Annotated in this window: 33 protein-coding genes and 2 pseudogenes; 15 read left to right on the forward strand and 20 right to left on the reverse strand. The window is 63.6% G+C overall.

Annotation, left to right across the window (positions count from 1 at the left end):
- Window positions 1-79 precede the first annotated feature (79 nt).
- Genes PVA39_RS15140 through PVA39_RS15150 form a run of 3 tightly spaced genes read left to right on the forward strand, consistent with a single transcriptional unit; the run spans window position 80 to window position 1,589 of the window.
- On the forward strand, window positions 80-955 hold the full coding sequence (locus PVA39_RS15140; protein WP_274124739.1) for a LysR family transcriptional regulator: 876 nt from the start codon (window positions 80-82) through the stop codon (window positions 953-955).
- A 10-nt stretch (window positions 956-965) separates the two neighbouring features.
- Entirely contained in the window at window positions 966-1,217 is a 252-nt protein-coding gene (locus PVA39_RS15145) for a hypothetical protein (RefSeq protein ID WP_274124740.1), read from the forward strand.
- Window positions 1,218-1,274: 57 nt separating this feature from the next.
- A complete protein-coding gene (locus PVA39_RS15150; RefSeq protein ID WP_274124741.1) occupies window positions 1,275-1,589 on the forward strand; it encodes an NIPSNAP family protein in 315 nt (104 codons plus the stop codon).
- Between the two features lie 170 nt (window positions 1,590-1,759).
- Here PVA39_RS15150 and PVA39_RS15155 read toward each other — a convergent pair.
- A pseudogene (locus PVA39_RS15155) lies at window positions 1,760-1,894 on the reverse strand (DUF488 domain-containing protein); the annotation flags it as partial.
- Window positions 1,895-1,959: 65 nt separating this feature from the next.
- On the opposite strand from PVA39_RS15155, the gene PVA39_RS15160 reads away from it, so the two are divergent.
- Entirely contained in the window at window positions 1,960-2,631 is a 672-nt protein-coding gene (locus PVA39_RS15160; protein ID WP_274124742.1) for a COG3650 family protein, read from the forward strand.
- A 148-nt stretch (window positions 2,632-2,779) separates the two neighbouring features.
- Here PVA39_RS15160 and PVA39_RS15165 read toward each other — a convergent pair.
- The 5 genes and pseudogenes from PVA39_RS15165 to PVA39_RS15185 form a co-directional block, all read right to left on the reverse strand.
- Window positions 2,780-2,920: pseudogene (locus PVA39_RS15165) on the reverse strand (DUF1289 domain-containing protein); the annotation flags it as partial.
- On the reverse strand, window positions 2,920-3,444 hold the full coding sequence (locus tag PVA39_RS15170; RefSeq protein WP_274124743.1) for a gamma carbonic anhydrase family protein: 525 nt from the start codon (window positions 3,442-3,444) through the stop codon (window positions 2,920-2,922). The gene PVA39_RS15170 and the pseudogene PVA39_RS15165, both read right to left, overlap by 1 nt.
- Window positions 3,445-3,466: 22 nt before the next feature.
- The gene (locus tag PVA39_RS15175; RefSeq protein ID WP_274124744.1) at window positions 3,467-4,069 is read right to left on the reverse strand and encodes a CoA pyrophosphatase; all 603 of its coding nucleotides are present in this window, start codon (window positions 4,067-4,069) and stop codon (window positions 3,467-3,469) included.
- A gap of 93 nt (window positions 4,070-4,162) precedes the next feature.
- A complete protein-coding gene (locus PVA39_RS15180; protein ID WP_075932710.1) occupies window positions 4,163-4,924 on the reverse strand; it encodes an ABC transporter permease in 762 nt (253 codons plus the stop codon).
- Complete coding sequence (locus tag PVA39_RS15185) at window positions 4,921-5,847, reverse strand: ABC transporter ATP-binding protein (RefSeq protein WP_274124745.1); 927 nt, start codon at window positions 5,845-5,847, stop codon at window positions 4,921-4,923. Before PVA39_RS15185 ends, PVA39_RS15180 begins: the two co-directional genes overlap by 4 nt.
- A 239-nt stretch (window positions 5,848-6,086) precedes the next feature.
- On the opposite strand from PVA39_RS15185, the gene PVA39_RS15190 reads away from it, so the two are divergent.
- Together PVA39_RS15190 and PVA39_RS15195 are read left to right on the forward strand one after the other, a co-directional pair.
- Complete coding sequence (locus PVA39_RS15190) at window positions 6,087-6,398, forward strand: I78 family peptidase inhibitor (protein ID WP_274124746.1); 312 nt, start codon at window positions 6,087-6,089, stop codon at window positions 6,396-6,398.
- Between the two features lie 70 nt (window positions 6,399-6,468).
- Window positions 6,469-7,380 carry a LysR family transcriptional regulator gene (locus PVA39_RS15195; RefSeq protein WP_274124747.1) on the forward strand — a complete coding sequence of 304 codons (912 nt, stop codon included), beginning with the start codon at window positions 6,469-6,471 and terminating at the stop codon, window positions 7,378-7,380.
- A 72-nt stretch (window positions 7,381-7,452) separates the two neighbouring features.
- Here the strand turns inward: PVA39_RS15195 and madM are convergent, their stop codons facing one another.
- The 9 genes from madM to mdcA all read right to left on the reverse strand — a co-directional run bounded on the left by madM (window position 7,453) and on the right by mdcA (window position 14,822).
- Window positions 7,453-8,217 carry a malonate transporter subunit MadM gene (gene madM, locus PVA39_RS15200; RefSeq protein ID WP_274124748.1) on the reverse strand — a complete coding sequence of 255 codons (765 nt, stop codon included), beginning with the start codon at window positions 8,215-8,217 and terminating at the stop codon, window positions 7,453-7,455.
- Window positions 8,218-8,222: 5 nt separating this feature from the next.
- The gene (gene madL, locus PVA39_RS15205; protein ID WP_274124749.1) at window positions 8,223-8,624 is read right to left on the reverse strand and encodes a malonate transporter subunit MadL; all 402 of its coding nucleotides are present in this window, start codon (window positions 8,622-8,624) and stop codon (window positions 8,223-8,225) included.
- Window positions 8,625-8,686: 62 nt separating this feature from the next.
- Entirely contained in the window at window positions 8,687-9,613 is a 927-nt protein-coding gene (mdcH, locus tag PVA39_RS15210; RefSeq protein WP_274124750.1) for a malonate decarboxylase subunit epsilon, read from the reverse strand.
- Window positions 9,610-10,245 (reverse strand): malonate decarboxylase holo-ACP synthase, encoded by a 636-nt coding sequence (locus PVA39_RS15215; RefSeq protein WP_274124751.1) that lies wholly within the window; start codon window positions 10,243-10,245, stop codon window positions 9,610-9,612. The genes mdcH and PVA39_RS15215 overlap by 4 nt, the downstream gene beginning before the upstream one ends.
- Window positions 10,246-10,322: 77 nt before the next feature.
- Window positions 10,323-11,129, reverse strand: a complete 807-nt coding sequence (gene mdcE, locus PVA39_RS15220) for a biotin-independent malonate decarboxylase subunit gamma (protein WP_274124752.1) — start codon at window positions 11,127-11,129, stop codon at window positions 10,323-10,325.
- Window positions 11,130-11,131: 2 nt separating this feature from the next.
- Window positions 11,132-11,983, reverse strand: a complete 852-nt coding sequence (locus tag PVA39_RS15225; RefSeq protein WP_274124753.1) for a biotin-independent malonate decarboxylase subunit beta — start codon at window positions 11,981-11,983, stop codon at window positions 11,132-11,134.
- Window positions 11,976-12,275, reverse strand: coding sequence for a malonate decarboxylase subunit delta (locus PVA39_RS15230; protein ID WP_017676482.1), 300 nt, complete (start codon window positions 12,273-12,275; stop codon window positions 11,976-11,978). The genes PVA39_RS15225 and PVA39_RS15230 overlap by 8 nt, the downstream gene beginning before the upstream one ends.
- 1 nt (window position 12,276) lies before the next feature.
- Window positions 12,277-13,155 (reverse strand): triphosphoribosyl-dephospho-CoA synthase, encoded by an 879-nt coding sequence (locus tag PVA39_RS15235; protein WP_274124754.1) that lies wholly within the window; start codon window positions 13,153-13,155, stop codon window positions 12,277-12,279.
- A complete protein-coding gene (gene mdcA, locus PVA39_RS15240) occupies window positions 13,155-14,822 on the reverse strand; it encodes a malonate decarboxylase subunit alpha (RefSeq protein ID WP_274124755.1) in 1,668 nt (555 codons plus the stop codon). The genes PVA39_RS15235 and mdcA overlap by 1 nt, the downstream gene beginning before the upstream one ends.
- 169 nt (window positions 14,823-14,991) lie before the next feature.
- Between mdcA and PVA39_RS15245 the strand changes: the two genes are divergently transcribed.
- Window positions 14,992-16,521, forward strand: a complete 1,530-nt coding sequence (locus PVA39_RS15245; RefSeq protein WP_274124756.1) for a sigma-54-dependent transcriptional regulator — start codon at window positions 14,992-14,994, stop codon at window positions 16,519-16,521.
- Between the two features lie 62 nt (window positions 16,522-16,583).
- Here PVA39_RS15245 and PVA39_RS15250 read toward each other — a convergent pair whose 3' ends face one another.
- Together PVA39_RS15250 and PVA39_RS15255 are read right to left on the reverse strand one after the other, a co-directional pair.
- Window positions 16,584-16,976: a hypothetical protein gene (locus tag PVA39_RS15250; protein ID WP_093507386.1), complete on the reverse strand. Its 393-nt coding sequence runs from the start codon at window positions 16,974-16,976 to the stop codon at window positions 16,584-16,586.
- Window positions 16,977-17,080: 104 nt separating this feature from the next.
- Window positions 17,081-17,548: a flavodoxin gene (locus PVA39_RS15255; RefSeq protein ID WP_274124757.1), complete on the reverse strand. Its 468-nt coding sequence runs from the start codon at window positions 17,546-17,548 to the stop codon at window positions 17,081-17,083.
- A 121-nt stretch (window positions 17,549-17,669) separates the two neighbouring features.
- On the opposite strand from PVA39_RS15255, the gene PVA39_RS15260 reads away from it, so the two are divergent.
- Both PVA39_RS15260 and PVA39_RS15265 read left to right on the forward strand, forming a co-directional pair.
- Window positions 17,670-18,122: a PAS domain-containing protein gene (locus PVA39_RS15260; protein ID WP_274124758.1), complete on the forward strand. Its 453-nt coding sequence runs from the start codon at window positions 17,670-17,672 to the stop codon at window positions 18,120-18,122.
- Window positions 18,123-18,184: 62 nt separating this feature from the next.
- Complete coding sequence (locus PVA39_RS15265) at window positions 18,185-18,787, forward strand: hypothetical protein (RefSeq protein WP_093507392.1); 603 nt, start codon at window positions 18,185-18,187, stop codon at window positions 18,785-18,787.
- 8 nt (window positions 18,788-18,795) lie between these two features.
- Here PVA39_RS15265 and PVA39_RS15270 read toward each other — a convergent pair whose 3' ends face one another.
- Window positions 18,796-19,749 carry a MerR family transcriptional regulator gene (locus PVA39_RS15270; protein WP_274124759.1) on the reverse strand — a complete coding sequence of 318 codons (954 nt, stop codon included), beginning with the start codon at window positions 19,747-19,749 and terminating at the stop codon, window positions 18,796-18,798.
- Window positions 19,750-20,136: 387 nt separating this feature from the next.
- Here PVA39_RS15270 and PVA39_RS15275 point away from each other — a divergent pair, with 387 nt between their 5' ends.
- The 6 genes from PVA39_RS15275 (at window position 20,137) to PVA39_RS15300 (ending at window position 23,242) form a co-directional block, all read left to right on the forward strand.
- Window positions 20,137-20,709: an antibiotic biosynthesis monooxygenase gene (locus tag PVA39_RS15275; protein ID WP_147177182.1), complete on the forward strand. Its 573-nt coding sequence runs from the start codon at window positions 20,137-20,139 to the stop codon at window positions 20,707-20,709.
- A 150-nt stretch (window positions 20,710-20,859) separates the two neighbouring features.
- A complete protein-coding gene (folM, locus tag PVA39_RS15280; protein WP_274124760.1) occupies window positions 20,860-21,570 on the forward strand; it encodes a dihydromonapterin reductase in 711 nt (236 codons plus the stop codon).
- A 20-nt stretch (window positions 21,571-21,590) separates the two neighbouring features.
- Window positions 21,591-22,151, forward strand: a complete 561-nt coding sequence (folE, locus tag PVA39_RS15285) for a GTP cyclohydrolase I FolE (protein WP_093507400.1) — start codon at window positions 21,591-21,593, stop codon at window positions 22,149-22,151.
- A gap of 2 nt (window positions 22,152-22,153) precedes the next feature.
- The gene (folX, locus tag PVA39_RS15290; protein WP_070885581.1) at window positions 22,154-22,525 is read left to right on the forward strand and encodes a dihydroneopterin triphosphate 2'-epimerase; all 372 of its coding nucleotides are present in this window, start codon (window positions 22,154-22,156) and stop codon (window positions 22,523-22,525) included.
- Window positions 22,526-22,601: 76 nt separating this feature from the next.
- The gene (locus PVA39_RS15295; RefSeq protein WP_274124761.1) at window positions 22,602-22,904 is read left to right on the forward strand and encodes a DUF1244 domain-containing protein; all 303 of its coding nucleotides are present in this window, start codon (window positions 22,602-22,604) and stop codon (window positions 22,902-22,904) included.
- Window positions 22,901-23,242: a HopJ type III effector protein gene (locus PVA39_RS15300; RefSeq protein ID WP_274124762.1), complete on the forward strand. Its 342-nt coding sequence runs from the start codon at window positions 22,901-22,903 to the stop codon at window positions 23,240-23,242. The genes PVA39_RS15295 and PVA39_RS15300 overlap by 4 nt, the downstream gene beginning before the upstream one ends.
- Window positions 23,243-23,432: 190 nt before the next feature.
- On the opposite strand, the gene PVA39_RS15305 is transcribed toward PVA39_RS15300, so the two are convergent.
- Together PVA39_RS15305 and PVA39_RS15310 are read right to left on the reverse strand one after the other, a co-directional pair.
- Complete coding sequence (locus tag PVA39_RS15305) at window positions 23,433-24,650, reverse strand: argininosuccinate synthase (RefSeq protein WP_013790449.1); 1,218 nt, start codon at window positions 24,648-24,650, stop codon at window positions 23,433-23,435.
- A 99-nt stretch (window positions 24,651-24,749) separates the two neighbouring features.
- Window positions 24,750-25,691 carry a flagellar protein MotY gene (locus PVA39_RS15310; RefSeq protein WP_274124763.1) on the reverse strand — a complete coding sequence of 314 codons (942 nt, stop codon included), beginning with the start codon at window positions 25,689-25,691 and terminating at the stop codon, window positions 24,750-24,752.
- Window positions 25,692-25,713: the final 22 nt, after the last annotated feature.

Raw genomic sequence — 25,713 nt, forward strand, 5'->3', positions numbered from 1 at the left:
CTCCCAAGGAGTTGGTGATGGCGGTATTATCATCGGCAAAACTGCCAGACCAAAGTTAACTGCCATCGGCCTAACCGATATGAACTTATCTCCCGAATCACTCCACGCCTTCGCACAGGCCGCCGCGACCGGCTCGTTCAGCGCCGCCGCCCGGCGCCTGGGAAAAAGCCAGTCGACCATCAGCGAAGCGGTCTCCCGGCTGGAAGTGGAACTGGATGTCACGCTGTTCGAACGTGGCGCCCGTCAGCTGACCCTGACCGAAGCCGGCAGCAGCCTGCTGAGCCATGTCGAAGACGTGCTGGCCGCCTCCGACCGCCTGCAACGTCAGGCCAGCCAACTCGCCTCGGGCCTTGAGCCCAAGCTGACCCTGGTGCTGTCCGATGCGTACCAGGCCAGCCGCTATCAGGCGCGCCTGGCGGAGCTCGACGAACGCTATCCGGACCTGGAATTCGAATGTTTCTTCGCCGAGCACGCTGACGTACTGGAGCTGGTCGGCCAGGGGCGTGCGCATCTGGGTCTGCTTGCCGCGCGGGCGGTCTACCCGCCCGAGCTGGCCCATGCCAGCCTGGCGGATGCGGCGGACTTCGGGTTGTTCGTGGTCAAGGGGCACCCACTGAGCCAACTGGCCCGCATACGCCTGGAAGACCTGGCCCACTGGCGCGTGCTGCGCCTGAGCAGCCTGGCCGATCACCACGGCGAACTGGACGACCTGCCGGGCAGCGGTGGCCGCTGCTGGTCGGCACCAGATTACCTGCTGCTGCTGGAAATGGCGGTACTGGGTTTCGGCTGGGCCGCCCTGCCCCGCCAACTGGTGATGAGCCACGGCGGTGACAGCCTGCATGAGCTGAAGGTCAACGGCTGGCCCAAGCAGCTACCGGTCGATGTCGTCTGGTCCCGCGGACGACCACTGGGCCCGGCCGCGGCGTGGCTGCTGGAACGCCTGCTGAGCGCCTGAAGGAAGAGTGATGAAAAGCCTTACACCGATCGACCTCGGACGTCGTAGTTTCACGGCCCTGCGCTGCGTTTACCTACTGCTCATGCTACTGGTCGCAGGCGGCTCGCTCTATGTGCTGATCGCGCTTAGCCACAACCTCTGGCTGGCCGGTTTTCTGCTGCTGGTAAACGGCCTGATGATCTATGTAGCACTCATCGCCAAGGACAGCACCCAACGCTATATCCACGAAACGCTGCAGGGCCTCGGCCAGATTTTCGGCTGATGCTCACGCAGTATTCGCGGGCGGCGTTATGCTGCTCGCCCCGTCAAGGAGACGACCATGATCACCTGTTACCTGCGCTACATCATCGACCCATACCAGTTGGCCGAGTTCGAGCACTACGCCAAATTGTGGATTCCGTTGGTGGAAAAGTTCGGCGGCCAACACCACGGTTATTTCCTGCCGTCCGAAGGTGCCAACAACGTCGCCCTGGCGCTGTTCAGCTTTCCCAGCCTGGCGACGTACGAGGAGTATCGCGAGCGTTCCATGCAGGATGAAGAGTGCCTGGCCGCCTTCGCCTACGCCCAGCAAAACCGCTGTATCCTCAGCTACGAGCGCAGCTTTATGCGCCCCGTTGGCGTCGAGACTCGTTAACGATTCTTTGGGTTTCTGGGAGTGTGTGGCAGATGAATCGACTGCGATAACGCAGACGCAGCCGCCTGTTTCGTGGAAGAAGCTTAGCCTCGATTGTTCCTGGCTGGGCATAAAGGGCTCGCGGCTAAAGCAGCTCCCACCCGTTCGCGATCGCCCGCTCTCGCCACGCATGGCACCACTTCGCGCAGCCATTGGTCATGATGCAGCTGATCCTTGGGCATACCCTGCGGCCACAGCCGGTCGACCAGTACCCGGTAGCCGTCAGCCTCTTCACAGGGCTCGTACACACGCTTGCAGCAAATCATCATAGGCCTCCTTGAGATTGCCCGGCGGCCTCGGTAACGTGGCCGCTCGCCAGACGGAGAGCCCCATGCACATCAGCCGCAAAGTCCTAGTATTCACCCTATTGCCCCTGTTTGCCGGTTGCCAGGTGTACAAGAGCAAACCCGTCGAGGCGGAAAAAGCCCAGACGCGCCTGCAGGGCGAACTGACCCGCGAGAGCGGCCAGCTGTGGCTCAAGCCATGCCAGGACCCGCGCCGCTTCGCGATCAGCGAGGGCAGCACTACGCTGATTCAGGATGCCAGCGAGCTGCTCGGCAATGGCCACTCGGCGCTGTTCGCCGACCTACGCGGCAGCATGGGCGCGACGCCGATCAGTGGTGCCGATGGTGCGATGCAGGTCGGGCGCGTGTACCGCCTGCAACCCGAAGGCCATGGCTGCGACGATCCGAACTTCAAACGCACGCTGGTGCGCGCCGCCGGCCAGGAGCCGTTCTGGAGCGTGACGGTGAGTAACCAGGGCATGGTACTCAGCGCCCCGGACCGCGAGCCTGTTGCGTTGCCTTATATGGAAGAACAGCTGCCCGAGGGGCGCATCAACCTGACCAGCGAAGCCAACGGAGAGCGTGTGGAGTTGTGGCTGGCGCCGCAACGCTGCGTGGACAGCATGAGCGGCGCGGTGCAACACATGAGCGCCCAACTGCGCCTCAATGGCAAGCTGGTGCGCGGCTGCGCCGCGTTTGGCGGCGCACGCAACGACTGAACACTGCAAAGGGGCGCGAGCGGCCGGTGAACGGAGTACTTGTAGGAGGGGCTTCAGCCCCGAGCTCTTTGTTTGCCTTGATAAAAAGCTCGGGGCTGAAGCGGATCGCCGCCCGGCCCCTCCTACGGGTTACGCGAACGGCTGCTTCCTGACGGCGCTCGGCGTTTTCCATGCGGCTCCAGCGGGTGATCTCGTCAACGTTGCGCTGGCAACCGATGCAGATGTCTTGTTCATCCAGCGCACAGACATGCACGCAGGGCGAGGCGACCGGACGTTCGAGGGTTTGCATCAGTCGTCCTGCTCCGCCAGCTCAGTGGCGTAGCGCTTGGCGTTGTGCACGTAATGCGCGGCGCCGGCTTCGAGCATCTTCTTCTGCGGTTCGGTGAGCTCACGCACCACCTTGCCCGGCGACCCCACCACCAGCGAGCCGTCGGGAATTTCCTTGCCCTCGGCGATCAGCGCGTTGGCACCGATGATGCAGTGCTTGCCGATACGCGCGCCATTGAGCACCACGGCGTTGATGCCGATCAGGCTGTAATCGCCTACGGTGCAGCCATGCAACATGGCGTTGTGGCCAACGGTCACGCCAGTGCCCAGGGTGAGCGGCGAGCCGGGGTCGGTGTGCATCACCGCGCCGTCCTGCACGTTGCTGTTCTGGCCAATATGAATGAGTTCGTTGTCGCCACGCAGCACGGCGCCGAACCAGACGCTGGCGCCCTCGTCGAGGCGCACGTTGCCGATCACCGTAGCGTTGGGGGCGATCCAGCTTTGTGGATGCTGGTCGACGCGGGCTTTGCCCAAGCGGTATTTCATGACGGGAGTCTCGCAGGCAGGTTCACTTGAGGTGAATGTAGTGCTCGGGCGGGCGGCGCATGTCGATGCCAGCGTCGTAAACCAGATTGACCAGCTCGACCAGCATGATCGCCGTCAGCCCCCAGATCTTGTACTCGCCGTAGCGATAGCTCGGCACGTACCAGCTTTGGCCGAGGTAATCGATGCGGTGAGTAACCTCGCGGGGGTCGTTGCGAAAGAACTCCAGCGGCACGGAAAACACTGCGGCGATCTCGCCATCGTTGGCCTGGTAGTCGACGAAATCCGGCACCACGCCGACGTAGGGCGTGACCTGAATGCCATGGCGCGACACCAGGGTTCCCAGCGGCCCGACGATCTCTACCAGCCCCGGCGGCAGACCGATTTCTTCTTCGGCCTCGCGCAGGGCGGTCTCGATCAGGTCATTATCTTCCGGGTCACGCCGGCCACCAGGAAAGGCGACTTCGCCACCGTGGGTGGACAGGCCGCTGGCGCGCAGCGTGAGCACCACTTCGGGCTCGTCGCTGCGGGTGATGGGCACCAGCACCGCCGCTTCGGGAAAGCCCTCCTGGGTTTCCATGAAACGTGGGCTGTAATTACGAACGCGTTGGAGTAACTCGTCCAGCATGGGCATTCTCGGCATTCTTCTGCGCCGGATAATGGCATGAAAGCATGGCGCTGCCCAACCCTGCGCTGCCAGAGTCAGCGCAGGGCCAGTGCATCAGCTCTTGAGGCGATAACCCGTTTTGAAAATCCACCCTACGGTCAGGATGCAGGCCAGCAGAAAGCCCAGGATCATGCCCAGGCTGACCATCACGTTGACGTCCGAGACGCCGTAGAAGCTCCAGCGAAACGCGCTGATCAGGTACACCACCGGGTTGAACAGGGTCACCGTCTGCCATACTGGCGGCAGCATGCTGATCGAGTAGAAGCTGCCGCCGAGAAAGGTCAGCGGCGTGACGATCAGCGCCGGGACGATCTGCAGCTTCTCCCAGCCATCGGCCCACACGCCGATGATGAAGCCGAACAGGCTGAAGGTCAGCGCCGTGAGCACCAGGAAGGCCAGCATCCACAGCGGATGCAGAATCTCGAAATCGACGAACAGCCGCGCCGTGGCGAGGATGATCAAACCGAGCACGATGGACTTGGTGGCCGCCGCGCCGACGTAACCGACGAGAATCTCCAGGTAGGAAATCGGCGCCGACAGCACTTCGTAGATGGTCCCCGAATACTTGGGCATGTAAATGCCGAATGAGGCGTTGGAAATGCTCTCGGTCAGCAGTGCCAGCATGATCAGGCCGGGAATGATGAAGGCGCCGTAGCTGACGCCGTGCACCTGGGTCATGCTCGAACCGATGGCCGAGCCGAACACCACGAAGTACAGCGAAGTGGTGATCACCGGGGTGGCGATGCTCTGCAGCAGGGTGCGCCAGGTGCGCGCCAGCTCGAACAGGTAGATGGCGCGGATCGCGTAGAAATTCATGCCTGCTCCTTCACGAGACTGACGAAAATATCTTCCAGCGAGCTCTCGCTCGACTGCAGGTCCTTGAAGGCGATGCCATGCTGGGCCAGGGCCTGCAGCAGCTCGGCGATGCCGGTGTCGTCCTGCTGGCCGTCGAAGCTGTAGACCAGCTCATGACCGTCATCGCGCAGTTGCAGGTCATCACGCTGCAGCGCTGGCGGTAGCTCGGCGAGTGGCTGTTGCAGGTGCAGGGTCAGCTGCTTCTGGCCGAGCTGGCGCATCAGGGTGTCCTTGTCCTGCACCAGGATGATCTCGCCCTTGCGGATCACGCCGATGCGGTCGGCCATCTCCTCCGCCTCCTCGATGTAGTGGGTGGTGAGGATGATGGTCACGCCGCGCTCGCGCAGCTTGCGCACCATTTCCCACATGTTGCGGCGCAGCTCGACGTCGACGCCGGCGGTCGGCTCGTCGAGAAACAGAATCTCCGGCTCGTGGGACAGCGCCTTGGCGATCATCACCCGGCGCTTCATGCCGCCGGACAGCTCCATGATCCGCGCGTCCTTCTTTTCCCACAGCGACAGGTCGCGCAGCAGTTGCTCAAGGTAGGCGTTATCCGGCGACTTGCCGAACAGCCCACGGCTGAAGCGCACGGCCGCCCACACGCTCTCGAAACCTTCGTTGAACAGTTCCTGGGGCACCAGGCCGATCTTCGAGCGCGCCGCGCGGTAGTCGCGCAGGATGTCGTGGCCAGCGACCGTCACCGAGCCGCTGCCCGGATTGACGATGCCGCAGATGATGCTGATCAGCGTGGTCTTGCCAGCGCCATTGGGGCCGAGCAGCGCGAAGATCTCGCCCTTGCGGATATCCAGGTCGATGGATTTGAGCGCCGGGTGGCCGGACGCGTAGGTCTTGTTCAACTGCTGAATGGAAATGACCGGTTGCACGATACGCCTCGATCCTGAAAACAGCGGCCCATTGTAAAGAAATGTTGCCCTGCGCGCTGCGCCGCCCGGCGATCACGGCCATGCCGACACGAGCTCGGCTGCTGCCTTCAGCAGCCAGGCTGGCGAAAGATGATCGCGGCGCCATGCACCGAATTCGGAACACGGGCACGACAACCGAGTCCGATACACGGCACACTCACGCACTTCACCGCACAACCTTCACACACAAGGATCATGCAATGGCTTTCAAACACCTGATTGGCGGCGCCGCTCTGCTCGCCCTGCTCGCCGGCTGCAGTTCGACCGACACAGCACCCACCCAGGCGTCGAAACCCGCCAACAACAATGGCAAATGCAGCGCCGAAGGCGCACAAAACCTGCTCGGCCAGATGGCCAGCGCAGAAGTGGTGGAAAAGGCCCGCGAACAGGCCGGCGCCCGCACCGCCCGCGTCCTGTCGCCCGGCGACATGGTCACCCTGGACTACGATTCCCAGCGCCTGAACATCGACATCACCGAAGCCGAAATCATCGAGCGCATCAGCTGCGGTTGATTCGCCACATCCCCAGGTATCTGCGGCACAATCGGGCCACTTCCATCTCACCAAGGATTGGATCTGGCCCATGCAGATCGACGAAGAGCTGACACTCAAGAAGCTGGAAATCTTTCTCGCCTTCATGCGCAGCGGCAACCTGGCCCGCGCCGCCAGTGAGCTACAGACCAGCAACGTTAGCGTGCACCGCGCCGTGCATTCGCTGGAAAACGCCTTGCGCTGCCCGCTGTTCAAACACGAGGGCCGCAACCTGATTCCCCTGGAAAGCGCCTACGTGCTGGAAGAAAAGGCCCAGAAGCTGATCCAGGACGCCCAGGATATGGTGCGCCTGACCCGCGAGGCGGCCGGCTTCGGCGCCGAGCGTTTCAAGCTCGGTGCACTCTATTCGCTGACGGTGAAAACCGTGCCGCAGCTGATCATGGGCCTCAAGCTGCGCCGCAGCGAACTGAATATCGACTTGATCCTCGGCTCCAACGTCGATCTGCTCTACAAGCTCAAGAACATGGAGCTGGACGCCATTCTGATCGCCCTCGACGACAGCATCAGCGATGCCGATTGTGGGCAGCTGGCGCTATTTTCCGACGACATCTTCCTGGCCGCACCGAACGATTCGCCCTTCGCCGAACAGGCCGAAGTGGATCTGGCCTGCCTGCGTGACGACACCTTCATCACCCTGACCCAGGGCTACGCTACCTTCCGTGACGGCGAACGGGTATTCCAACAGGCAGGATTCGAGCCCAAGGTGGCGATGCAGGTGAAGGATATTTTCACCCTGCTCAGCATGGTCAGTTCTGGGGTGGGTTACGCCTTGCTGCCTGGGCGCGTGGCGGCGGTGTACGAGAACCGCATGAAGCTGATTGCGCTGCAGGCCAAGTACCAGTTGCAGCAACATATCGGGGTGGTGTTTCTCAAGGCCAGAGAGCGTGATCCCAACCTCTTGGCCCTGCTCGCCGAGTGCCGGATGTACAGCCGCCAGAGCTGAAGGCAGCGGTTTGTCGCTAGCTGCAGCATCAAGCCGAATAAAAAAGCCCGCCATAACGGCGGGCAAACAGCATCAACCCATCAAACCACGCATCAGGAAGTACAAAAGCGACGGCCCGAGCAAGCAGCCCAGTGCGGTGTAGAAAGCTGCGGTGAGGCAGCCATAAGGCACCAGCTTGGGATCGGTCGCCGCCAGGCCACCGGCCACGCCGCTGGAGGTGCCCATCAGGCCACCGAAGATCACTGCGCTGCGCGGGTTGTTCAGGCCGATATAGGGTGCGATGAAGGGGGTGGCCACCATCACCAGAATCGCCTTGATCAGACCCGCCGCGATGGACAACGCCATTACATCGGAGCTGGCGCCGATGGCTGCACCAGTGACCGGGCCGACGATGTAGGTCACGGCGCCGGTGCCGATGGTGGTCAGGCTGACCACATCGGTGTAACCGAAGGCCATGGCCACTGCCACACCGGCAATGAAGGACGTGAACACGCCGACGAACAGCGCCAGCACCCCGGCAAAACCCGCGCGCTTGAGTTCTTCGACACTGACACCGAAGCCGGTAGCGACGATGGCGAAGTCGCGCAGCATCGCGCCGCCGAGTAGGCCGACGCCGGCGAACAGTGGAATGTCGACCAGGCCTTTCTGGCCGCCGGTGTAGGCACCACCGATATAGGACAGCAACAAGCCGAGCAGGATAGCGATGGCCGAACCGTGCAGGCGGCCCTTGGTGAATTTGTCGGAAATCCAGTACGACACCCACATGGTGATGCCGATGATGGCGAAGCCGCTGAGCAGGCTGTAACCAGTAATGACCTTCATCAAAGATTCGTACATGGCAGTCACCGCGGAGCTTTGGTCAGGGAAGAATCTGCATCGGCCTCAGGCTTCTTTTGCCCAATGCGGCTCAAAGCGGGGACCATCGCGAAGCCGATAACCACGGCCGCTGTCCCGGCAAGAATCGCCATGGGGCCGCCCTTGAGGGCACCGTAGACGTTCTGCTGAGCCGCCATGGCAACCACGATGGGAATGTAGATGGCACTCCAGAACTCCACACCCTGCTCCGACTTGCCGGTGAACAGGCCGCGTTTGTTCAGGTAACTGCCTAGGAAGATCAGCAGCATCATGGCGATGCCGACACCGCCGACGTTGGCAGGTACGCCGATGAGTTTGCCCAGCAGTTCACCGATGAAGATGCCAGCCAGGGTGCAGAACGCCAGAAAGGCGACGCCGTAGATGATCATTGTTGTTGTCCTCGTTTTACGTTCGAAGTTGTTGTTTTTGTGCTTCGGTAAACGCTTACGGCTCAGCGGTCGCGGCTCACCTCCTGACGCAACATGGCGTCGAGTGTATCCAGACGTGCGCCGGTAAAGGCGATGGCCTGGCCAGGTTCGAAGACACGACGAGCAAGACCAGTCAGCACGCTGCCTGGAGGCAGTTCCAGGTGTAAGCGCACGCCGCGTTCATAGGCGGTGACGAGCGTGGCCTGCCAGTCGACGACGCGGCTCATGTTGTAAGCCAGGTCGTCACGCAGGGTTTCGGGATCACGAATCAGGCGCGCCGAGCTGCCGCTCAGGTAGCGCACTTGTGGCGCGCGCAGCTCGACCTTGGCGAAGGCGGCAGCCAACTCGCGAGCCGGTGCATCGAGCAGCTCGCAGTGCGACGGCACACTCATGGCCAGGCGTTTTGCCGCGCCAGCACCGAGCGCACGAGCACGTTCGGCGACCTTCGCCATGGCGGTATCGCTACCGGCGATCACCAGTTGGGTTTCGGCATTGATGTTGGCCAGGTACACCGGACCTTCGGCGTCGGCCAGCAGGCGTTCGATGCTGGCCTGATCGAGGCCGAGGATGGCGGTCATGCCGTAGCCGTCGGGATAGGCGCGCTGCATCAGCTCGCCGCGCAGGGCGACCAGGCGTACGGCATCGGCGAAATCCAGCGCACCGGCCACTACGGCAGCGGCATAGCCGCCGATGGACAGGCCTGCCACATAGTCCGGGCGATGCCCGCGCTCACTCAGCAGGCGCGCGGCGGCGACGCCAGCGATCAGCAGGCACAGCTGCACGGCGCGGGTGTCTTGCAGCGCCTCGGCCGAATCCAGCAGGCGCACATCTTCACTCAGGGCGGCACTGGCCTGCTCGATATAGGCCTGCACCACTGGCGCCTCAGGCAAGGCAAGCAACATGCCGGGCTGCTGCGCGCCCTGGCCGGGGAAGGCCCAGAGCGTGCTCACGCCGCCACCTGTTGGCGCTGCCACGGATCGCTGACCAGCAGCGGGCGGAGCTGGGTTTTCAGCAAGACGCGTGGCGCCTCGCCGGCCCACTCGCGCAGCGCTACGGCGCCGTATGGGGTTTCCAGTTGCAGGTCGATACGCCCCGGCGCCTCGTCCAGCAAGCGGCAAAGAGTGAGCGCCCACTCGCGTGGCAGGTGATACGGCGCGCACAGCGACAGATCGAGATCGCTGTCCGGATGCGCGGCGGCGATGCCGCTGGCCAACTCGAAACCCAGGCTGCCGGTCACGCCCCAAGCCAGGCCCAAGGCATCCAGACGTGGCGCCAGCTCACCCAGGGCACGCAGAGGCGGCCAATGCGACTGCGCATGGTTGCGCCAGCGCCCGGCGCGGGCGACTGCCTGTGGGGTGACCAGACGGCTGATCTCGCTCAGGCGCATCCAGGTGGCATAGCGCTGTTCACGCGCGGCGCCACGAATACCCACCGCGACCCAGCCGGACTTGGCCGGCGCACGGCGCACCACCACCGGCATATGCCCGCCCAGGGCGGCACGAGCCCAGGCCGGCGCCTCCTGCGGCAGCTGCTCGTGGCGCAGGCCCCAGAGCAGATCATGTGGACGGGGTGTCGGGTGCATCGCTGTCTCTCCGTAGAGTGGGTGCAACCCACCATTTCGCGTTATTCAGCATTGGCGGGGTTCACCCACCCTACCTGTCACCACTGCGCGCGCAGCGCCTCGCGCACCTTGGAGGAAGCCGCACGATTAGCGGCGCCCAGGCGGCCTCGCAGATCACGCGGTGTCTCGGCGATATCTGCCAGGGCGCGGCCCAGTGCATCCTTCACACCTGCAAGGTCAGCAGCAGTCGGCTGCGCGGCCTGCTCCACATCTAGCACCTCCGACAGCAAGCCGAGCGAGGCATAGTTATCCAGGTCATAGGCCATCGGCGGCACTGTGGCGGCCAGCGCCTCCAGCTCGTCGACGCTGCGCAGGGTGATGCGCGCGGCGGCGGCCTTGCCCATGGCGTGCACCATCACCCCGGCGTCGCGCATGGCGATCAGCCGGTTGGCCTGGTAACCGTGGGCCAAGAAGGCGCCGGACATGGCCTTGCCGACCAGCAGACCGATCACCGCATGGCCGGCCAGGCGGGCACGGGCATAGGCGTCCACCGCGCCGGCCAGAGCCTGATGGATGCCATAGGCTTCCTCGCGGCGCCCGTAGGCCTGGCTCGGCACATCGACGATGGCGACCAGCGCACGCTTGTGCGCCTGGTCGCGATCCGCCTCGATGGCTTCATCCACGGCCTGGGCCAGGCCCCAGCCTTCGAGCAAACCGACCTCACCGTTGCGGGCACGGGGGAATGGATTGTTGGCATCGGCGATCACCGCCAGATAGCGCACCGCCTGACCGGCCAGTTCGCCATCGGCTACGCGCAGCGAGGCTGGTAAACCCTGTTGCGGCTGGGCATCGCCGGTCAGGGCCTGGAACCAGTGCAGGCCGCGTTGTTCTTGGACTGTGCTCATGTTCATGCTCCCTGGTAGGCGTTGCGCACGGCAGCGGCATCGGCCTGGACGGTGGTGTCGACGGCGCGCAGACGCTGCAGGAACCAGGCGTGACGACGGCTGCGCTCCTGGGTCGGCTTGCCCTTGGCGAACAGCCCGTGCAGCTCGCTGCGAATGGCCTCGACGTCATCGGCTACATAGCCATCCACCAGACCGCTGGCGTGACGCTGCTCGCCACCGGTCAGGCTCCAGATGAACGGACGGTCGCGCGAGTCGTATTCGTCCAGCCCGGCTTCCTGTTCGATCACCTGCGGGCCGTTGAGGCCCAGGCGCGCCTCACGTGTCACCAGCAGATAGCTGCACAACCCGGCGGCGATGGACATGCCGCCGAAGCAGCCGACCGGGCCGGCCGCCAAGCCGATCACCGGCTGATACTGGCGCAGCTCGACGATGGCCGCCTGGATCTCGGCAATGGCAGCCAGGCCCAGGTTGGCTTCCTGCAAACGCACGCCACCCGTTTCCAGCAGCAGCACGGCGAGAGTCGGCGTGCCGTTGCGGTTATCTTCGGCGGCCAGCTCCAGAGCACCGGCAATCTTCGCGCCACCCACTTCACCCAGGCTGCCGCCCTGGAAGGCACCCTCGATGGCGATCACCACCGCAGGCTGGCCATCGATCAATCCCTTGGCCACCACCACGCCGTCATCGGCCTGGGGCACGATGCCCTGCTTGGGCAGCCAGGGCGACATCAGCCGAGCAAAGGGGTCGAGCAGCTCGCGGAAGCTGCCGCCATCGAGCAATGCGCGAGCGCGCTCGCGGGCACCCAGTTCGGTAAAGCTGCGCTGCGCCAGCAGGCGCTGGATATTCTGCTCAGCCATGGTTCAGTTCCTCCAGGCCCTGTTCCAGACGCAGGCGCACCACGCCCGGCGTGGCGCCGAAATCATGAATGGCGATGTTCAGCGCGGGCAGCTGCTGCTCGCGGAACATGCGCTCGAACAAAAGCTGCCAGCGCGGCGCACTGCCGTTGACCGAGGTCACCACCTGGATCGCCAGGGTGCCGGCCTGGCCGGGTTCGAGCAGCACTTCCAGGTCGCCGGAGCCAACGCAACCCACCAGCGCGCGACCCTGGGCCGGTTGCCCAGCGGGGAATTGAAAAGACAAGGTTTCCATTTCACAGACTCCCAAGCTGCGCCGGCAGGCCATGCTGCAGGCGGTCGAGGAACAGGGTGGCAGCGAGCAGATCGGCAGCGCCGCCAGGCGAGGCGCGCAGGTGCAGCATGTCGCGCTCCAGATCACGCAGCAGGCGGCGACCGTCGAGGCTGGCGCAGCCGCCGGCGGCTAGCACCGCGCGGGCGCCGCTCTGCATGCGGGTCAGCCCGGCCATGCCGGCGCGGTAGAGCACGCAGGTGTCGGCCAACTGGGTCATGATCGCCAGCAACGCATCGAGGCGGGCGTTCTGCTCCCCGGCCCCGGCGGCCCGGCTGCGCGCCAGTTGCGGCAGCGCCTGCTGGATGACTGCCGGGAAGCCCAGCTGCGCCTCCTCGCGGGCACCATGCACGCCGTACAGACGGCAGACCTGGGCACCATGGCTGTCGCCAGTGACGGGCGCGGCGCGGTCGTTGAGCATGGCTAGGCGTGCGGCGCGCAGGGCGACCTGGGCCGGCGCCAGCGCGCTGACGTCCAGTGCGGCGGCGCTGCTGAGCAGACCCAGCGCCCAGATCGCGCCACGATGGGTGTTGATGCCACCGGTGACACGCAGCATCTCCAGTTCACCTTCGCGACCGATGCGGCCGACGTCTTCACGCAGTGCCTGGCCGATCTCGCCGCGCTGCTGCGCGGCCTCGGCCATGGCCTTGAAGCTGGGCCACAGGGCCAGCGCCGAAGCGTGCATCAGGCCCAGGTGCAAATCGGTATGCGCGCCGCTACCACGGCGGTCGACCAGGCCCGGCTTGGGCGACAGGTCGGCCTCGTCGATCAGCGCGTCGACCGCCAGGTCCGCCAGCCAATCGCCTAAAGAGAGCTGTTGCTGAATTGCATTCAGTGCATTCATCACCAGCTCCTGAATTTGGCGGGCGGGTTGTACAGGCCGCCCGACCACTCGACCAGCTCGGCGATGCTCTTGGCCGCGAGCAGTTCGCGGCTGGCATCGGTGCGGCGGATGCCGAGGTCTTCGGGCAGGGCGATCAACCCTTCGCGGCGCATGCGCGCGGTGTCTTTCGGGTTATGCCGCAGGCCGATGGCGGTGACACCCGCGACCGCGGCGATCATCGCCTGACGCTCTTCCAGGGTGCGCGCCTTGTACAGGTAGGCGATGCCTTCCTCGGTGAGCAGATGGGTGACGTCGTCGCCGTAGATCATGATCGGCGCCAGCGGCATGCCGGCCTTCTTCGCTACGTCGACGGCATCCAGACGTTCGACGAAGGTGGGTTTGCCGCCCTCTTGGAAGGTCTCGACCATCTGCACCACCAGCTTCTTGCCGCGTTCGAGCAGAGTCACCGGGCCTTCGCCACCTGGCGTCGCCATGTCCAGCCAGGCCGGTGTGCTGTGGCGGCGCCCGCGCGGGTCATGGCCCATGTTCGGCGCGCCGCCGAAACCGGCCAGGCGCCCACGGGTCACGGTCGAAGAGTGGCCATCGCCGTCCACTTGCAGCGTGGCACCGATAAACAGGTCGACCGCGTATTGCCCAGCCAACTGGCACATCATGCGGTTGGAGCGCATCGAGCCGTCGCGGCCGGTGAAGAACACGTCCGGGCGCTGGGCGATATAGCCTTCCATGCCCAGTTCGGTGCCGAAACAGTGCACGCTTTCCACCCAGCCGGTCTCAATGGCCGGAATCAGCGTCGGGTGCGGGTTGAGCGTCCAGTTACGGCAGATCTTGCCCTTCAGCCCCAGTGATTCGCCGTAGGTCGGCAGGATCAGCTCGATGGCAGCGGTGTTGAAGCCGATGCCGTGGTTGAGCGACTGCACGTTGTGTTTTTCGTAGATGCCGCGAATCGCCATCATCGCCATCAGCACATGCACCGGCTTGATATGGCGTGGGTCGCGGGTAAACAGCGGCTCGATGTAGAACGGCTTGTCGGCCACCACCACGAAGTCGACCCAGGAAGCAGGGATGTCGACCCGCGGCAGCTCGTCGACGATCTCGTTGACCTGGAAGATCACGATGCCGTCGCTGAACGTCGTGGGCTCGACCAGCGCCGGGGTGTCCTCGGTGCTCGGGCCGGTGTAGATGTTACCGTGGCGGTCGGCCTGGAAGCCGGCGACCAGCGCGACGTTGGGGATCAGGTCCACCAGCAGGCGCGAATAGAGTTCGATATAGGTGTGGATGGCGCCGACTTCCATCTGCCCGTCTTCGAGTAGTTGGCCAATGCGCAGGCTCTGCGGCCCGGCGAAGGAGAAGTCGAGCTTGCGGGCGATGCCGCGCTCAAACAGGTCAAGGTGCTCGGCGCGGCTGACGCTGGGCATGATCATGTGCAGGTCGTGCAGGCGGCCGGGGTCGGCCTGGGCCAGCGAGCGGGAGAGGAAGTCCGCCTGCTTCTGGTTATTGCCTTCGAGCACCACGCGATCGCCGGGGGCGATCAACGCTTCGAGCGCCGCGACGATCTTGTCGCTGGGCAACACCACGCCATCGGCGAGGTTGCGCACCTGATCGAGTCGCCGGGCTTTTTCAGCGCGACGACGCGACCACTGCGGCGGTGGGGATATTGTTGTTGTCATTGAAGACTCCACGAGTTCCGCTGTCGTGGCGACACAGTAGGAGCGCAATTCCCACCCATCAATCAAGCCCGGCGTCTTATCGTTACGCTCAGGTTAACAATTGGTATCGGTTAACCTTGTTCAGCAGACCGGGCATACTGCCCCACCCTCCTCCTTTACCTTGGCCACCATGCGCATTCACGTCACCTTCATCGACCGCGTTGGCATCACCCAGGAAGTGCTCGCCCTGCTGGGCGGACGCAACCTGAACCTTGATGCCGTTGAGATGGTGCCGCCCAACGTCTATATCGACGCGCCAACGCTCAGTGCGGCGGTGCTCGAGGAGCTGCGCGACGCCCTGTTCAAGGTGCGCGGTGTGCAGGCGGTGACCATCGTCGACATCCTGCCTGGTCAACGTCGTCGCCTGCAGCTCGATGCGCTGCTGGCCGCCATGAGTGACCCGGTGCTGGCTGTTGACGGCGGCGGTCGCGTGCTGCTGGCCAACCCAGCCTTCAACGCGTTGTGTGGCCGCGAGCCGGAAGGTGAAGCCCTGGGCGAGCTGTTTGCTGAGGCCGATCTACAGCAGGCGCTGCTCGACCAGCAGTTCCGCCTTCCGCTGCGTGAGGTAACGCTCAACGGCCAGGCGCTGCTGCTCGACGCCACGCCCATCCGCGAAACCGCCGAAGCCGGCCAACTGGCCGGCGCGCTGCTCACTCTTTATGAGCCCAGCCGCATTGGTGCGCGCCTGGCGGCACTGCACCATGACCATGCCGAAGGGTTCGACTCGCTGCTCGGCGACTCACAGCCCATTCGAACGCTGAAGGCCCGCGCCCAACGGGTCGCGACACTGGACGCGCCCCTGCTGATTCACGGCGAAACCGGCACAGGTAAGGAGCTGGTGGCCCGCGCTTGCCATGCCCTGAGCCCGCGCCATGCCGCGCCATTTCTGGCACTCAACTGTGCGGCATTACCGGAAAGCCTCGCCGAGAGCGAGCTGTTCGGTTACGCCCCCGGCGCCTTCACTGGCGCCCAGCGTGGCGGCAAGCCCGGGCTGCTGGAGCTGGCCAATCACGGCACGGTATTTCTCGATGAGATCGGCGAGATGTCGCCGTATCTGCAAGCCAAGCTGCTGCGTTTTCTCAGCGACGGTACCTTTCGCCGGGTCGGTGGCGACCGCGAAGAGCGCGTCAACGTGCGCATCATCAGCGCCACCCACCGCGACCTCGAACGCATGGTCGCCGAAGGCGATTTCCGTGAGGATCTGTTCTACCGCCTCAACGTGCTGAACCTGCAGGTGCCGCCATTGCGTGAGCGCGGTCAGGATATCGTGCTGCTTGCCCGGCACTTCATGCAGCAAGCCTGCGCACAGATCCAGCGTACCCAGTGCCGGCTTACGCCCGACACTTACCCCGCACTTCTCGGCAATCGCTGGCCGGGCAATGTGCGGCAGTTGCAGAATGTGATCTTCCGAGCGGCAGCGATTTGCGAGAGCAATCTTGTACAGATCGATGATCTCGACATCGCCGGTACGGCAGTCGCCCAGCATTCAGGAGGTGAGGTGACCAGCCTGGAAGCAGCTGTGTGGAGTTTCGAGAAGGAGTTGCTGGAAAGGCTCTACGTCAGTCATCCCTCGACGAGGCAGTTGGCAACGCGCCTGCAGACGTCACATAGCGCCATTGCGACGCGGCTACGCAAATACGGTATCAAGGCCAAGCGCTAACTTCGCCAAGTGGGCGGGTGCTCCCAACCGCGGAGGCAGAAACACCCACGCCCGGTCAGCGCTTACTGGCTGGCGCCGCCGCCAGTGCCACCTGCACCACCGCTACCACCGGTGCCGCCACCCATGCCGCCGCCGGTGCCGGTACCTGTCCCAGTGCCCGAACCGCCGGTGCCGCCACCATTGGTACCGGTGCCGCCAGGCATCGGATCGGAACCAGCGCCCGTGCCATTGCCGGTCCCCGTTCCGGTGCCCGGGGTGGTGCTGGTGCCATCGGTACCAGGCGCAGGAGTGCCCGGGGTCATCATGCCGTTATCGGTAGGCGGGGCACCCGGTGTGGTCGACGGCTGCGGCGTAGTGGTGCCCGGGGCCGGCGCGCTGGAATCCGCAACGGCAGGCAGAACGGCACCGGCTAGCAGGCCGCTAAGTACGAGGGCAGGAATCTTCATCTTGTTCATTGTCGTCACCTTTCATCCAGTTGGTGTGCAAGCTCATCCGCTTTCTTCAATGAAAGCGAACGCTCCCTACACCCGACTGGCCGTGGTTCGACAACGTTCGTAAATCAGGATAAACGGTCGTTTTCCTGCAACATCCCGACAAATTCGTTGATCCACGGCTCCGCATCCTGCTCCGGCGTGACGCTTTCGCTGGCATCGATACGCAGCATCGGCAGCACTTCGCGCACGCCCAGTTCGCCATACAGTTCGCGGGCCTGTTCGCCGCCTGCGCAATAGGTATCGCCATAGCTGGAGTCGCCCAGGGCGATCACCCCGCCTGGCAGACCACTCCAGGCCGGCAGCTGATCGCGGATATGGTGATAAAGCGGTTGCAGGTTATCCGGCAGCTCACCCATGCCGGTAGTCGACGTCACCACCAGAAAGGCTTCAGGGGCGAAGGCCTTGACCTCATCCAGGGTAGCGCGCGGGTTGTGCCAGGCTTGGATACCGGCCTTTTTGAGCAGCGACTCGGCATGCCGGGCCACTTCTTCAGCAGTACCGTAAACCGAGCCGGAAAGAATCGCGACTTTCATGAAAACTCCATCGATTAGAACTGCGCGCCATTATGCCGTATCACGCGGCGCTGCCGTGCACAGCGAAGCGGCATTAGGAGTACCTCTGATAGACTGGCAAAAATCGACGGGGGCGCTTGTGATGATCAATGCCAACTTGCTGCAACGGGTGGTCGAGGCTTCAAACGACGGCATCGTGGTCGCGGAACAGGAAGGCGATGACCACATTCTCATCTACGCAAACCCAGCCTTCGAAGCACTGACCGGCTACGGCGGCGAAGAGATCCTCTATCAGGACTGCCGATTCCTGCAGGGCGAGGAGCGTGATCAACCCGCTCTAGAGCTGATCCGCAAGGCCATCCACAGCCGCCAGCCCTGCCGCGAGGTGATTCGCAATTACCGCAAGGACGGCAGCACCTTCTGGAACGAGCTGTCGATCACCCCGGTCTTCAACGAAGCCGATCAGCTGACCTACTACATCGGCATCCAGAAGGACGTCAGCGAACACGTCGCCAATCAGCAGCGGGTCAAAGACCTCGAAGCCGAGCTGGTGCAGGTGCGCGCCGAACTGGCAACGCTTAAAAACGCTCGGTAGCGGTAACTAAAGGGGTTGCGAGTTGTCACAAGGGAGCCCCACTCCCTTGCGTAGAAGCAGTCATGCAAGACTCGTCGCTGTTAACCCCGCTCGAAATGGAATTCATTCAACAGCTTACGGAAAGCGCCCCCACACCCGCCGAGCCAGAACCGGTTCTGCAGGTCGATGCTGCACGTCAGACCGCTGAGCTGCTGGCCAGTTGTGCTGCCAAGGAGCAATTGACCATCGAAGCGCACATCGACAATCAACGCCTGACCTTCAAGCCGCACCTGGTCACCGATGCCCATAACACACCGCATCTGGAGCTGGGCGTGCCGCAGATTTTCGAGGAAGGTTCCTTCAACCGCGCCTGGCGCCTGCCACTGGACCCGCCGCAGCCGTTACTGCGCCGTGATGGCCAGCCGAGCAGCCTGGAGATTCATGAACTTTCACTGAGCGGCCTGCTGGTGGCGCAAACCGCCAAGGCCTCGCCGCCGGAGCGCTTCAGCCTGGGTTTGGATATCGAGGATATCGAGCCGGTGATCCTGCAGGGCAGCCTGGTGCGCATTACCGACGAGGGTATGCTGGCCTACGAACTGGCGCTCGACGAAGACAGCAGCGAGCGCCTGCAGGCGCACCTGTACCAGCAGCACCGCAAGCTCTACCCCGAAGCGCACAGCCTATAAGAGGCAACTCAGGTATCCAGCCGCCCCGTCAGAAACTGCCGCAGACGGCGTCTGATCAGTCGCCCGTCGCTTCCCAGGCAAGCGATGGCCGAGCCGCGGAAGGTATCCTCCAAGAGATCGGCACCCTCGCCTACAATGGCCAGCGGGCATTCCAGGCTCATCGACAGGCGCTCCAGCTGTTGCGCGGTGTCGGCGGCCGGCGCTTGATTGGAAAACACCACCACCGCCACCGGTTGCATCTTGTCGCATACCTGCGGCAGCTCTTCCAGCGCTTGCCCAATGCCAAGTACATGCACCGCGGCGTCGGCCGGATTGAGCAACAGCCCGGTCACCAGCAACTCCAGCTCGCGGCAGCGCCCCGGCAACGCCACCAGCAACAGGCGACGGCCTGGCTCGTCCCGCAGGTTGTGCAGGCGCTGCAACACCCGGGTGCGCAGGTAGGTGTCGAAGAACAGCCACTCGCTGCCGTAGCCTGGCCGCCCGTAACGCAGCAGCAAACGCTGCCAGAGCGGCATGATGATGTCTTGAAAGGTCACTGCTTGCGGATAGCTGGAAAACACCTGGCCGTAGACCCGATCAAGCTCGGCCTCGTCGAATGCCTGCACAGCCGCCAGCAGCCGCGTTTGCCACTGCGCCCACTCACCCGAGGTGGCCGATTCGTAGGTCGGCGTGACGCTGGCCTGAGTGGTTTCATTGCGCGCCAGGATGCGCCCAACCTTGCTAACCGGCACGCCGCGCTCGATCCACGCCAGTACGCTGCGCACCATTTCCACGTCTGCCGGGGAATAAAGCCTGTGGCCACTGTCGGTGCGAACCGGCTGAATGAGGCCGTAGCGCCGCTCCCAGGCGCGCAGCGTCACCGGGTTCACGCCAGTCAAGCGCGACACCTCGCGGATCGGGAACAGGTCCTCTTCCTTAAAGGCATTGACGTTGAAAGGTGCGGAACCAACCAGATCGGACATAGAAAAAACCGTTGCTGAGGTCAGAATTCACAAGTCTACTCCAGCTCGGGCCGCCATTGACGTTACTTGTACAGGCCCTGTACAGACGATAAGAACTCCCGGCTGCTGTGCTCCCTAACGAATCCAGACTGCCCAAGCCGGTGCAAAGTTGAAGTGAATCGCGGGTAGCTGACTGGCGAATGCCGCTTTGGCCGACGAACGGCAAATTGCCTCTCGTCCCTGTAAATGCAGGCACCTGGCCATATTTTTCAGTTTGCCCGCAAAGGCCTCTAGCTAATTGGCCGGAAATAGGAATAATCCTTGCTGCAATCACGACGCGGCTCAACACCCCGAACCGCGTCTATCGCCTGGCCCTACCCTGGTCATGTGCTCAGCAGGAGATACACGATGTCTACCGAACCGGTCACCCTCATGGTGGCGCGCCGCGTCGCTGGCGAGCGCTATCACGATTTCATCGCCTGGCTGCGCGAAGGCGAACAACTGGCTACCGACTTTCCCGGTTATCTGGGTTCGGGCGTACTCGCCCCGCCGCCTGGCGACGACGAATTCCAGATGATCTTCCGCTTCACCGACGAGCACACCATGGCCACCTGGGAGCACTCCGCTTCGCGCCGGACCTGGCTGGAGCGCGGCAAGGGCCTGTTCGCCCAACCCCACGAACATCGTGCCCTGGGTCTGGATGCCTGGTTCGGTAGCGGCGTGCGCCAGCCGCCGCGCTGGAAGCAGACCATCGCCATCTGGCTGGCGTTCTTTCCGGTTTCGCTATGTTTCAACCTGCTGTTTGGCGGTCTGCTGGCCGATGTGCCACTGGTCACCCGCATATTGCTAAGCACCCTGGCGCTGACGCCGCTGATGACCTACCTGTTCATTCCGCTGGTCACCCGCATGCTCGCCCCCTGGCTGCAAGGTACCCGCAGTGCAGCAATGCCGCGCCGCGCGAGCCCTTCGACAAACAGCTGAATCAGTACGCCGGCGCCTTACGGTGACGGCATTTCACTTTCCCGTAGAAGTCGAAGGGTTGTACAGGTTGTACGGCTGCTATAACGTTGTACAACCTGATTAGCCGGCATGCATTGCGGCGCCTCCTTCGTTCACCTGCGGTCGACTTCTATGAGCGCCAGCAACGCCCCGATTCTGATCACCGGTGCCAGCCAGCGCGTCGGTCTGCATTGCGCCGAACGCCTGCTCGACGACGGCCATCAGGTGATCCTCACCTTTCGCAGCGAAAGACCTGCTCTGCTCCGCCTACGCGAGCGCGGTGCGCTGACCCTGCAAGCAGACTTTCGCGACGAAGCCAGCATCCTGGCCTTCATTGGCGAACTCAAAACACATACCGATAGCCTGCGCGCCATCGTGCACAACGCCTCGGCCTGGTTCGCCGAGGCGCCCGACGAGGAGGCCTCGGCCTTCACGCAGCTGTTCACCGTGCACATGCTGGCGCCCTACCTGATCAACCTGCACTGCGCCGAGTTGCTGCAGCGCAGCGAGCAGGCAGACATCATCCACATCAGCGATGACGTGGTGCGCAAGGGTTCGAGCAACCGCCCGGCCTACTGCGCCAGCAAGGCAGGCTTGGACAGCCTAACCCTGTCGTTCGCGGCCCGCTTCGCGCCCGACATCAAAGTCAACGGCATCGCCCCGGCGTTGTTGATGTTCAACGAAGAAGACGACGCCCAATACCGCGCCAAGGCCCTGAGCAAATCCGCCCTGGGTTTCGAACCCGGCCCCCAGGTGATCTACCAGAGCCTGCGCTACTTGCTGGACAACCCCTACATCACTGGCACCACCCTGACCGTGAACGGCGGCCGCCATCTCAAATGAGCCGCTTTGAGGACCTGACGATGAACCCATTACTGCCCAACCATTACCGTGAAATCCTCGTTGGCCTCGGCGAGAATCCCGAGCGCGAAGGCCTGCTCGACACGCCCAAGCGCGCCGCCAAGGCCATGCAGTACCTGTGCAACGGCTACGAGAAGAGCCTGGAGGAAGTCGTCAACGGCGCGCTGTTCAGCTCGGAAAGCGATGAGATGGTGATCGTCAAGGACATAGAACTCTATTCGCTGTGCGAGCACCACCTGCTGCCTTTTATCGGCAAGGCGCACGTGGCTTACATCCCCACCGGCAAGGTGCTCGGCCTGTCGAAGATCGCGCGTATCGTCGACATGTACGCACGCCGCCTGCAGATCCAGGAAAACCTCACCCGGCAGATCGCCACCGCCATCGAACAGGTCACCCAGGCCGCCGGCGTGGCCGTGGTGATCGAAGCCCAGCACATGTGCATGATGATGCGCGGCGTGGAGAAGCAGAACTCGGTGATGAGCACCTCGGTGATGCTCGGCGCCTTCCGCGAGTCCTACAATACCCGTCACGAATTCCTGCAACTGATCGGACGGAGCAAGTAAACATGCCCAGACTCGAACCCGGCATGGCGCGCATCCGCGTCAAGGACCTGCGCCTGCGCACCTTCATCGGCATCAAGGAAGAGGAGATCAACAACAAGCAGGACGTGTTGATCAACCTGACCATCCTCTACCCTGCCGTCGACGCGGTGCGTGATAACGACATCGAGCATGCGCTCAACTACCGCACCATCACCAAGGCCATAATCGCCCACGTGGAAGGCAACCGCTTCGCCCTGTTGGAGCGACTGACCCAGGAGATTCTCGACCTGGTGATGACCCACGAGGCCGTACGCTACGCGGAAGTGGAGGTCGACAAGCCCCACGCGCTGCGCTTCGCCGAGTCGGTATCGATCACCCTCGCCGGGCACCGCTGAGCCATCGGCCGCCCGGTTGCCGAGCGGCCTGCCGGCTTCTATCATCGCCGCCATCCCTCCCGGAGAGAGCATCGCCATGAACGACCAACAACGCCTCGAACTGGAAGCTGCTGCCTTTCGCCGCCTGGTACAGCACCTGCGTGAACGCCCGGATGTGCAGAACATCGACCTGATGAACCTGGCCGGTTTCTGCCGCAACTGCCTGTCCAAGTGGTACAAGGCCGCGGCTGACGATCTGGAAGTCTCTATCACTCCGGATCAGGCCCGCGAAGAGGTCTACGGCATGCCCTACGCCGAGTGGAAAGCCAAGTACCAGACCGAAGCCAGCCTCGAGCAGCAGGCTGCCTTCAACGCCAAGAACCCGAAAGGATCCGCATGAGCCACCTGAACGACTTCCGCGCCCGCCTGGGCGCCGAGCATTTCGCCTTCGCCGAAACCCTGGCCTTCATCGCCGAGCACTACGACTACCAGCCCAGCGCCTTTCGCAACGGCGAAGTGAGCAACGCAGCCGGCCAGAACGAAGGCTCTTGCAAAACCCTGGGCCTGGCCCTGCTCGAGGGTCTGACCGACCTGGAGGCCCTGCAGAGCTTTGGCGAGCACTACCGCAGCGTGTTGGCCACGCCCGAAGGCAGTGACCATGGCAACATCCGCGCCCTGATGAAGAACGGCTTGGCCGGCGTTGCGTTCGACCAGCAACCATTGACTCGCAAAGCCTGACGATCTCCCCTCACCCGCCAGAACGCCTGGCGGGCATTCCCGCGCCAAATCATCACGCCCACAGCCCATCGCCCCTGCCGGCCGTAGAGCCAGAGCGGTGAAAGAGGTGCGGGTGATGGAAACAGAGTCGTGAATCGCCCAGCGCCGCCCCGGCGAAGGCGGGGCGGCGCGGTGAGCGGGATGCCAGCGCTTACAGCAGCTTGCGATCCTTGCCGGCGGCGATGCGCAGGCGCAGGGCGTTGAGCTTGATGAAGCCCGCCGCGTCGGCCTGGTTGTAGGCGCCGCCGTCTTCTTCGAAGGTGGCGATGTTGGCATCGAACAGCGAATCGTCGGACTTGCGGCCGACAACGATGACGTTGCCCTTGTACAGCTTCAGGCGAACCACACCGTTCACGCTGGCCTGGGATGCGTCGATCATCTGTTGCAGCATCAGACGCTCCGGGCTCCACCAGAAACCGTTGTAGATCAGGCTGGCGTACTTGGGCATCAGCTCGTCTTTGAGGTGAGCGACTTCACGGTCCAGAGTGATCGACTCGATGGCACGATGAGCTTTGAGCATGATGGTACCGCCCGGGGTTTCGTAGCAGCCACGGGACTTCATGCCGACGAAACGGTTCTCGACGATGTCCAGCCGGCCGATGCCGTTCTCACCGCCGATGCGGTTCAGTTCGGCCAGCACGGTGGCCGGGCTCAGTTCCTTGCCGTCGATGGCGACGATGTCACCGGCCTTGTAGGTCAGCTCGATGTAGGTCGGGGTATCCGGCGCCGCTTCCGGCGACTTGGTCCAACGCCACATGTCTTCTTCGTGCTCGGTCCAGGTGTCTTCCAGCACGCCGCCTTCGTAGGAGATGTGCAGCAGGTTGGCATCCATGGAGTACGGCGACTTCTTCTTGCCGTGACGCTCGATCGGGATGGCGTGCTTCTCGGCGTAGTCCATCAGCTTCTCGCGCGACAGCAGATCCCACTCGCGCCATGGGGCGATGACTTTCACGCCAGGCTTGAGCGCATAGGCACCCAGTTCGAAACGCACCTGGTCGTTGCCCTTGCCGGTGGCGCCGTGGGAGATGGCGTCGGCGCCGGTCTCGTTGGCGATTTCGATCAGGCGCTTGGCGATCAGCGGACGGGCGATGGAGGTACCCAGCAGGTACTCGCCTTCGTAGATGGTGTTGGCGCGGAACATCGGGTAAACGAAATCACGCACGAACTCTTCGCGCAGATCGTCGATGTAGATTTCCTTGACGCCCATGGCCTGGGCCTTGGCGCGGGCCGGCTCGACCTCTTCGCCCTGGCCGAGATCGGCGGTGAAGGTCACCACTTCACAGTTATAGGTATCTTGCAGCCACTTGAGGATCACCGAGGTGTCCAGGCCACCGGAATAGGCCAGAACTACCTTTTTGACGTCCGCCATGCCATCCACTCCACGGGGTTGTTCGAAAGCCCGTGATTCTACTGCCCATGGCCGCCGATTTACAGGGGCGCGACAGGCGATGGCGTCGAAGCGACAGACTCAGGAGGTGGAAGCCGGGGTTGCCGGCACCGCCGGCGCTGCGGGTGTGGCCTGCTCGGTCGGCTGCACCGGCGCTTCCGGCACCCTGTCCAGACGCACGGACACCCGGCGGTTCTTGTCACGGTTGGCAGGACTGTTGTTGGGCACCAGCGGATAACGCTCGCCATGAAAACGCATGATGATGCGTTCGTCTGGCACGCCCTGGGCCTTCAGGTAATCCATCACCGCAAGGGCACGGCGGCGCGACAAGTCGCGGTTGGTCAGGCGATTGCCGCTGTTGTCGGAATGCCCGTCCAGCTCGATGCGGTTGACCGTGGGGTCGGCCTTCATGAAATCGAGAATGATCTCAAGCTTGGCCTTGGCCATGGCATCGAGTTCGGTGCCACCGCCTGGAAAACCGATGTTGGACTGGCGCACCTGGTCGAAATTGACCGGCAGCAGCTTGGTCGTGCAGTTGAGGTAATCCTCGTAGGCCTTGCGAAAACGCACCGGCAACAGCCGCACTTCCAGGCTCTCTCCGCCCATGGAAGTGCGATGGCGTACCAGCGGGCTGCGCCCCTCCAGCAGGCCGGTGAGCAGGCGCCCGGCCTGTTCCTGGCTGCTGTTGAACGGCACCTCGCCACTGACCACGCTGACTGCGCCCAGATTGATGTCGCCGCGCCCCGGCTGCCACGGCGCCGCGGCCGCCAGCAAGGTGGCCGAGCCGCTGCCCAGCCAGCGCTCGCGAACCTGCAGGCGGAAGGTGGCCTGCTCGCCAGCGCGCCGCACGAATTCTCCAGCACCGAAATCGGTGATTGGCTGGCTAAGGCGGCACTCGAACTTGTCGCCAGCCACCTGCCACTCGACCTTTTCCAGGCGCGTCTGGAAGCTGATCGCGTTGGCCGGCAAGTGTATGCCGGCGCTGACGAGCAAGCCGATGATGAGGGAAAGAGGCTGTCGCACAGCGAGCTCCGGGAAAACACTA

It is taken from the genome of Pseudomonas sp. CNPSo 3701, from assembly GCF_028674975.1.
GTDB classification, from domain to species: domain Bacteria; phylum Pseudomonadota; class Gammaproteobacteria; order Pseudomonadales; family Pseudomonadaceae; genus Aquipseudomonas; species Aquipseudomonas straminea.

What these genes read in the sequence shown, in the direction of transcription:
- PVA39_RS15140 (WP_274124739.1), top strand. Translation starts at nt 80, where the DNA reads ATGAACTTATCTCCCGAATCACTCCACGCCTTCGCACAGGCCGCCGCG.
- PVA39_RS15145 (WP_274124740.1), top strand. Translation starts at nt 966, where the DNA reads ATGAAAAGCCTTACACCGATCGACCTCGGACGTCGTAGTTTCACGGCC.
- PVA39_RS15150 (WP_274124741.1), top strand. Translation starts at nt 1,275, where the DNA reads ATGATCACCTGTTACCTGCGCTACATCATCGACCCATACCAGTTGGCC.
- PVA39_RS15160 (WP_274124742.1), top strand. Translation starts at nt 1,960, where the DNA reads ATGCACATCAGCCGCAAAGTCCTAGTATTCACCCTATTGCCCCTGTTT.
- PVA39_RS15170 (WP_274124743.1), bottom strand. Translation starts at nt 3,444, where the DNA reads ATGAAATACCGCTTGGGCAAAGCCCGCGTCGACCAGCATCCACAAAGC.
- PVA39_RS15175 (WP_274124744.1), bottom strand. Translation starts at nt 4,069, where the DNA reads ATGCTGGACGAGTTACTCCAACGCGTTCGTAATTACAGCCCACGTTTC.
- PVA39_RS15180 (WP_075932710.1), bottom strand. Translation starts at nt 4,924, where the DNA reads ATGAATTTCTACGCGATCCGCGCCATCTACCTGTTCGAGCTGGCGCGC.
- PVA39_RS15190 (WP_274124746.1), top strand. Translation starts at nt 6,087, where the DNA reads ATGGCTTTCAAACACCTGATTGGCGGCGCCGCTCTGCTCGCCCTGCTC.
- PVA39_RS15195 (WP_274124747.1), top strand. Translation starts at nt 6,469, where the DNA reads ATGCAGATCGACGAAGAGCTGACACTCAAGAAGCTGGAAATCTTTCTC.
- madM (WP_274124748.1), bottom strand. Translation starts at nt 8,217, where the DNA reads ATGTACGAATCTTTGATGAAGGTCATTACTGGTTACAGCCTGCTCAGC.
- madL (WP_274124749.1), bottom strand. Translation starts at nt 8,624, where the DNA reads ATGATCATCTACGGCGTCGCCTTTCTGGCGTTCTGCACCCTGGCTGGC.
- PVA39_RS15215 (WP_274124751.1), bottom strand. Translation starts at nt 10,245, where the DNA reads ATGCACCCGACACCCCGTCCACATGATCTGCTCTGGGGCCTGCGCCAC.
- mdcE (WP_274124752.1), bottom strand. Translation starts at nt 11,129, where the DNA reads ATGAGCACAGTCCAAGAACAACGCGGCCTGCACTGGTTCCAGGCCCTG.
- PVA39_RS15225 (WP_274124753.1), bottom strand. Translation starts at nt 11,983, where the DNA reads ATGGCTGAGCAGAATATCCAGCGCCTGCTGGCGCAGCGCAGCTTTACC.
- PVA39_RS15230 (WP_017676482.1), bottom strand. Translation starts at nt 12,275, where the DNA reads ATGGAAACCTTGTCTTTTCAATTCCCCGCTGGGCAACCGGCCCAGGGT.
- PVA39_RS15235 (WP_274124754.1), bottom strand. Translation starts at nt 13,155, where the DNA reads ATGAATGCACTGAATGCAATTCAGCAACAGCTCTCTTTAGGCGATTGG.
- mdcA (WP_274124755.1), bottom strand. Translation starts at nt 14,822, where the DNA reads ATGACAACAACAATATCCCCACCGCCGCAGTGGTCGCGTCGTCGCGCT.
- PVA39_RS15245 (WP_274124756.1), top strand. Translation starts at nt 14,992, where the DNA reads ATGCGCATTCACGTCACCTTCATCGACCGCGTTGGCATCACCCAGGAA.
- PVA39_RS15250 (WP_093507386.1), bottom strand. Translation starts at nt 16,976, where the DNA reads ATGAACAAGATGAAGATTCCTGCCCTCGTACTTAGCGGCCTGCTAGCC.
- PVA39_RS15255 (WP_274124757.1), bottom strand. Translation starts at nt 17,548, where the DNA reads ATGAAAGTCGCGATTCTTTCCGGCTCGGTTTACGGTACTGCTGAAGAA.
- PVA39_RS15260 (WP_274124758.1), top strand. Translation starts at nt 17,670, where the DNA reads ATGATCAATGCCAACTTGCTGCAACGGGTGGTCGAGGCTTCAAACGAC.
- PVA39_RS15265 (WP_093507392.1), top strand. Translation starts at nt 18,185, where the DNA reads ATGCAAGACTCGTCGCTGTTAACCCCGCTCGAAATGGAATTCATTCAA.
- PVA39_RS15270 (WP_274124759.1), bottom strand. Translation starts at nt 19,749, where the DNA reads ATGTCCGATCTGGTTGGTTCCGCACCTTTCAACGTCAATGCCTTTAAG.
- PVA39_RS15275 (WP_147177182.1), top strand. Translation starts at nt 20,137, where the DNA reads ATGTCTACCGAACCGGTCACCCTCATGGTGGCGCGCCGCGTCGCTGGC.
- folM (WP_274124760.1), top strand. Translation starts at nt 20,860, where the DNA reads ATGAGCGCCAGCAACGCCCCGATTCTGATCACCGGTGCCAGCCAGCGC.
- folE (WP_093507400.1), top strand. Translation starts at nt 21,591, where the DNA reads ATGAACCCATTACTGCCCAACCATTACCGTGAAATCCTCGTTGGCCTC.
- folX (WP_070885581.1), top strand. Translation starts at nt 22,154, where the DNA reads ATGCCCAGACTCGAACCCGGCATGGCGCGCATCCGCGTCAAGGACCTG.
- PVA39_RS15295 (WP_274124761.1), top strand. Translation starts at nt 22,602, where the DNA reads ATGAACGACCAACAACGCCTCGAACTGGAAGCTGCTGCCTTTCGCCGC.
- PVA39_RS15300 (WP_274124762.1), top strand. Translation starts at nt 22,901, where the DNA reads ATGAGCCACCTGAACGACTTCCGCGCCCGCCTGGGCGCCGAGCATTTC.
- PVA39_RS15305 (WP_013790449.1), bottom strand. Translation starts at nt 24,650, where the DNA reads ATGGCGGACGTCAAAAAGGTAGTTCTGGCCTATTCCGGTGGCCTGGAC.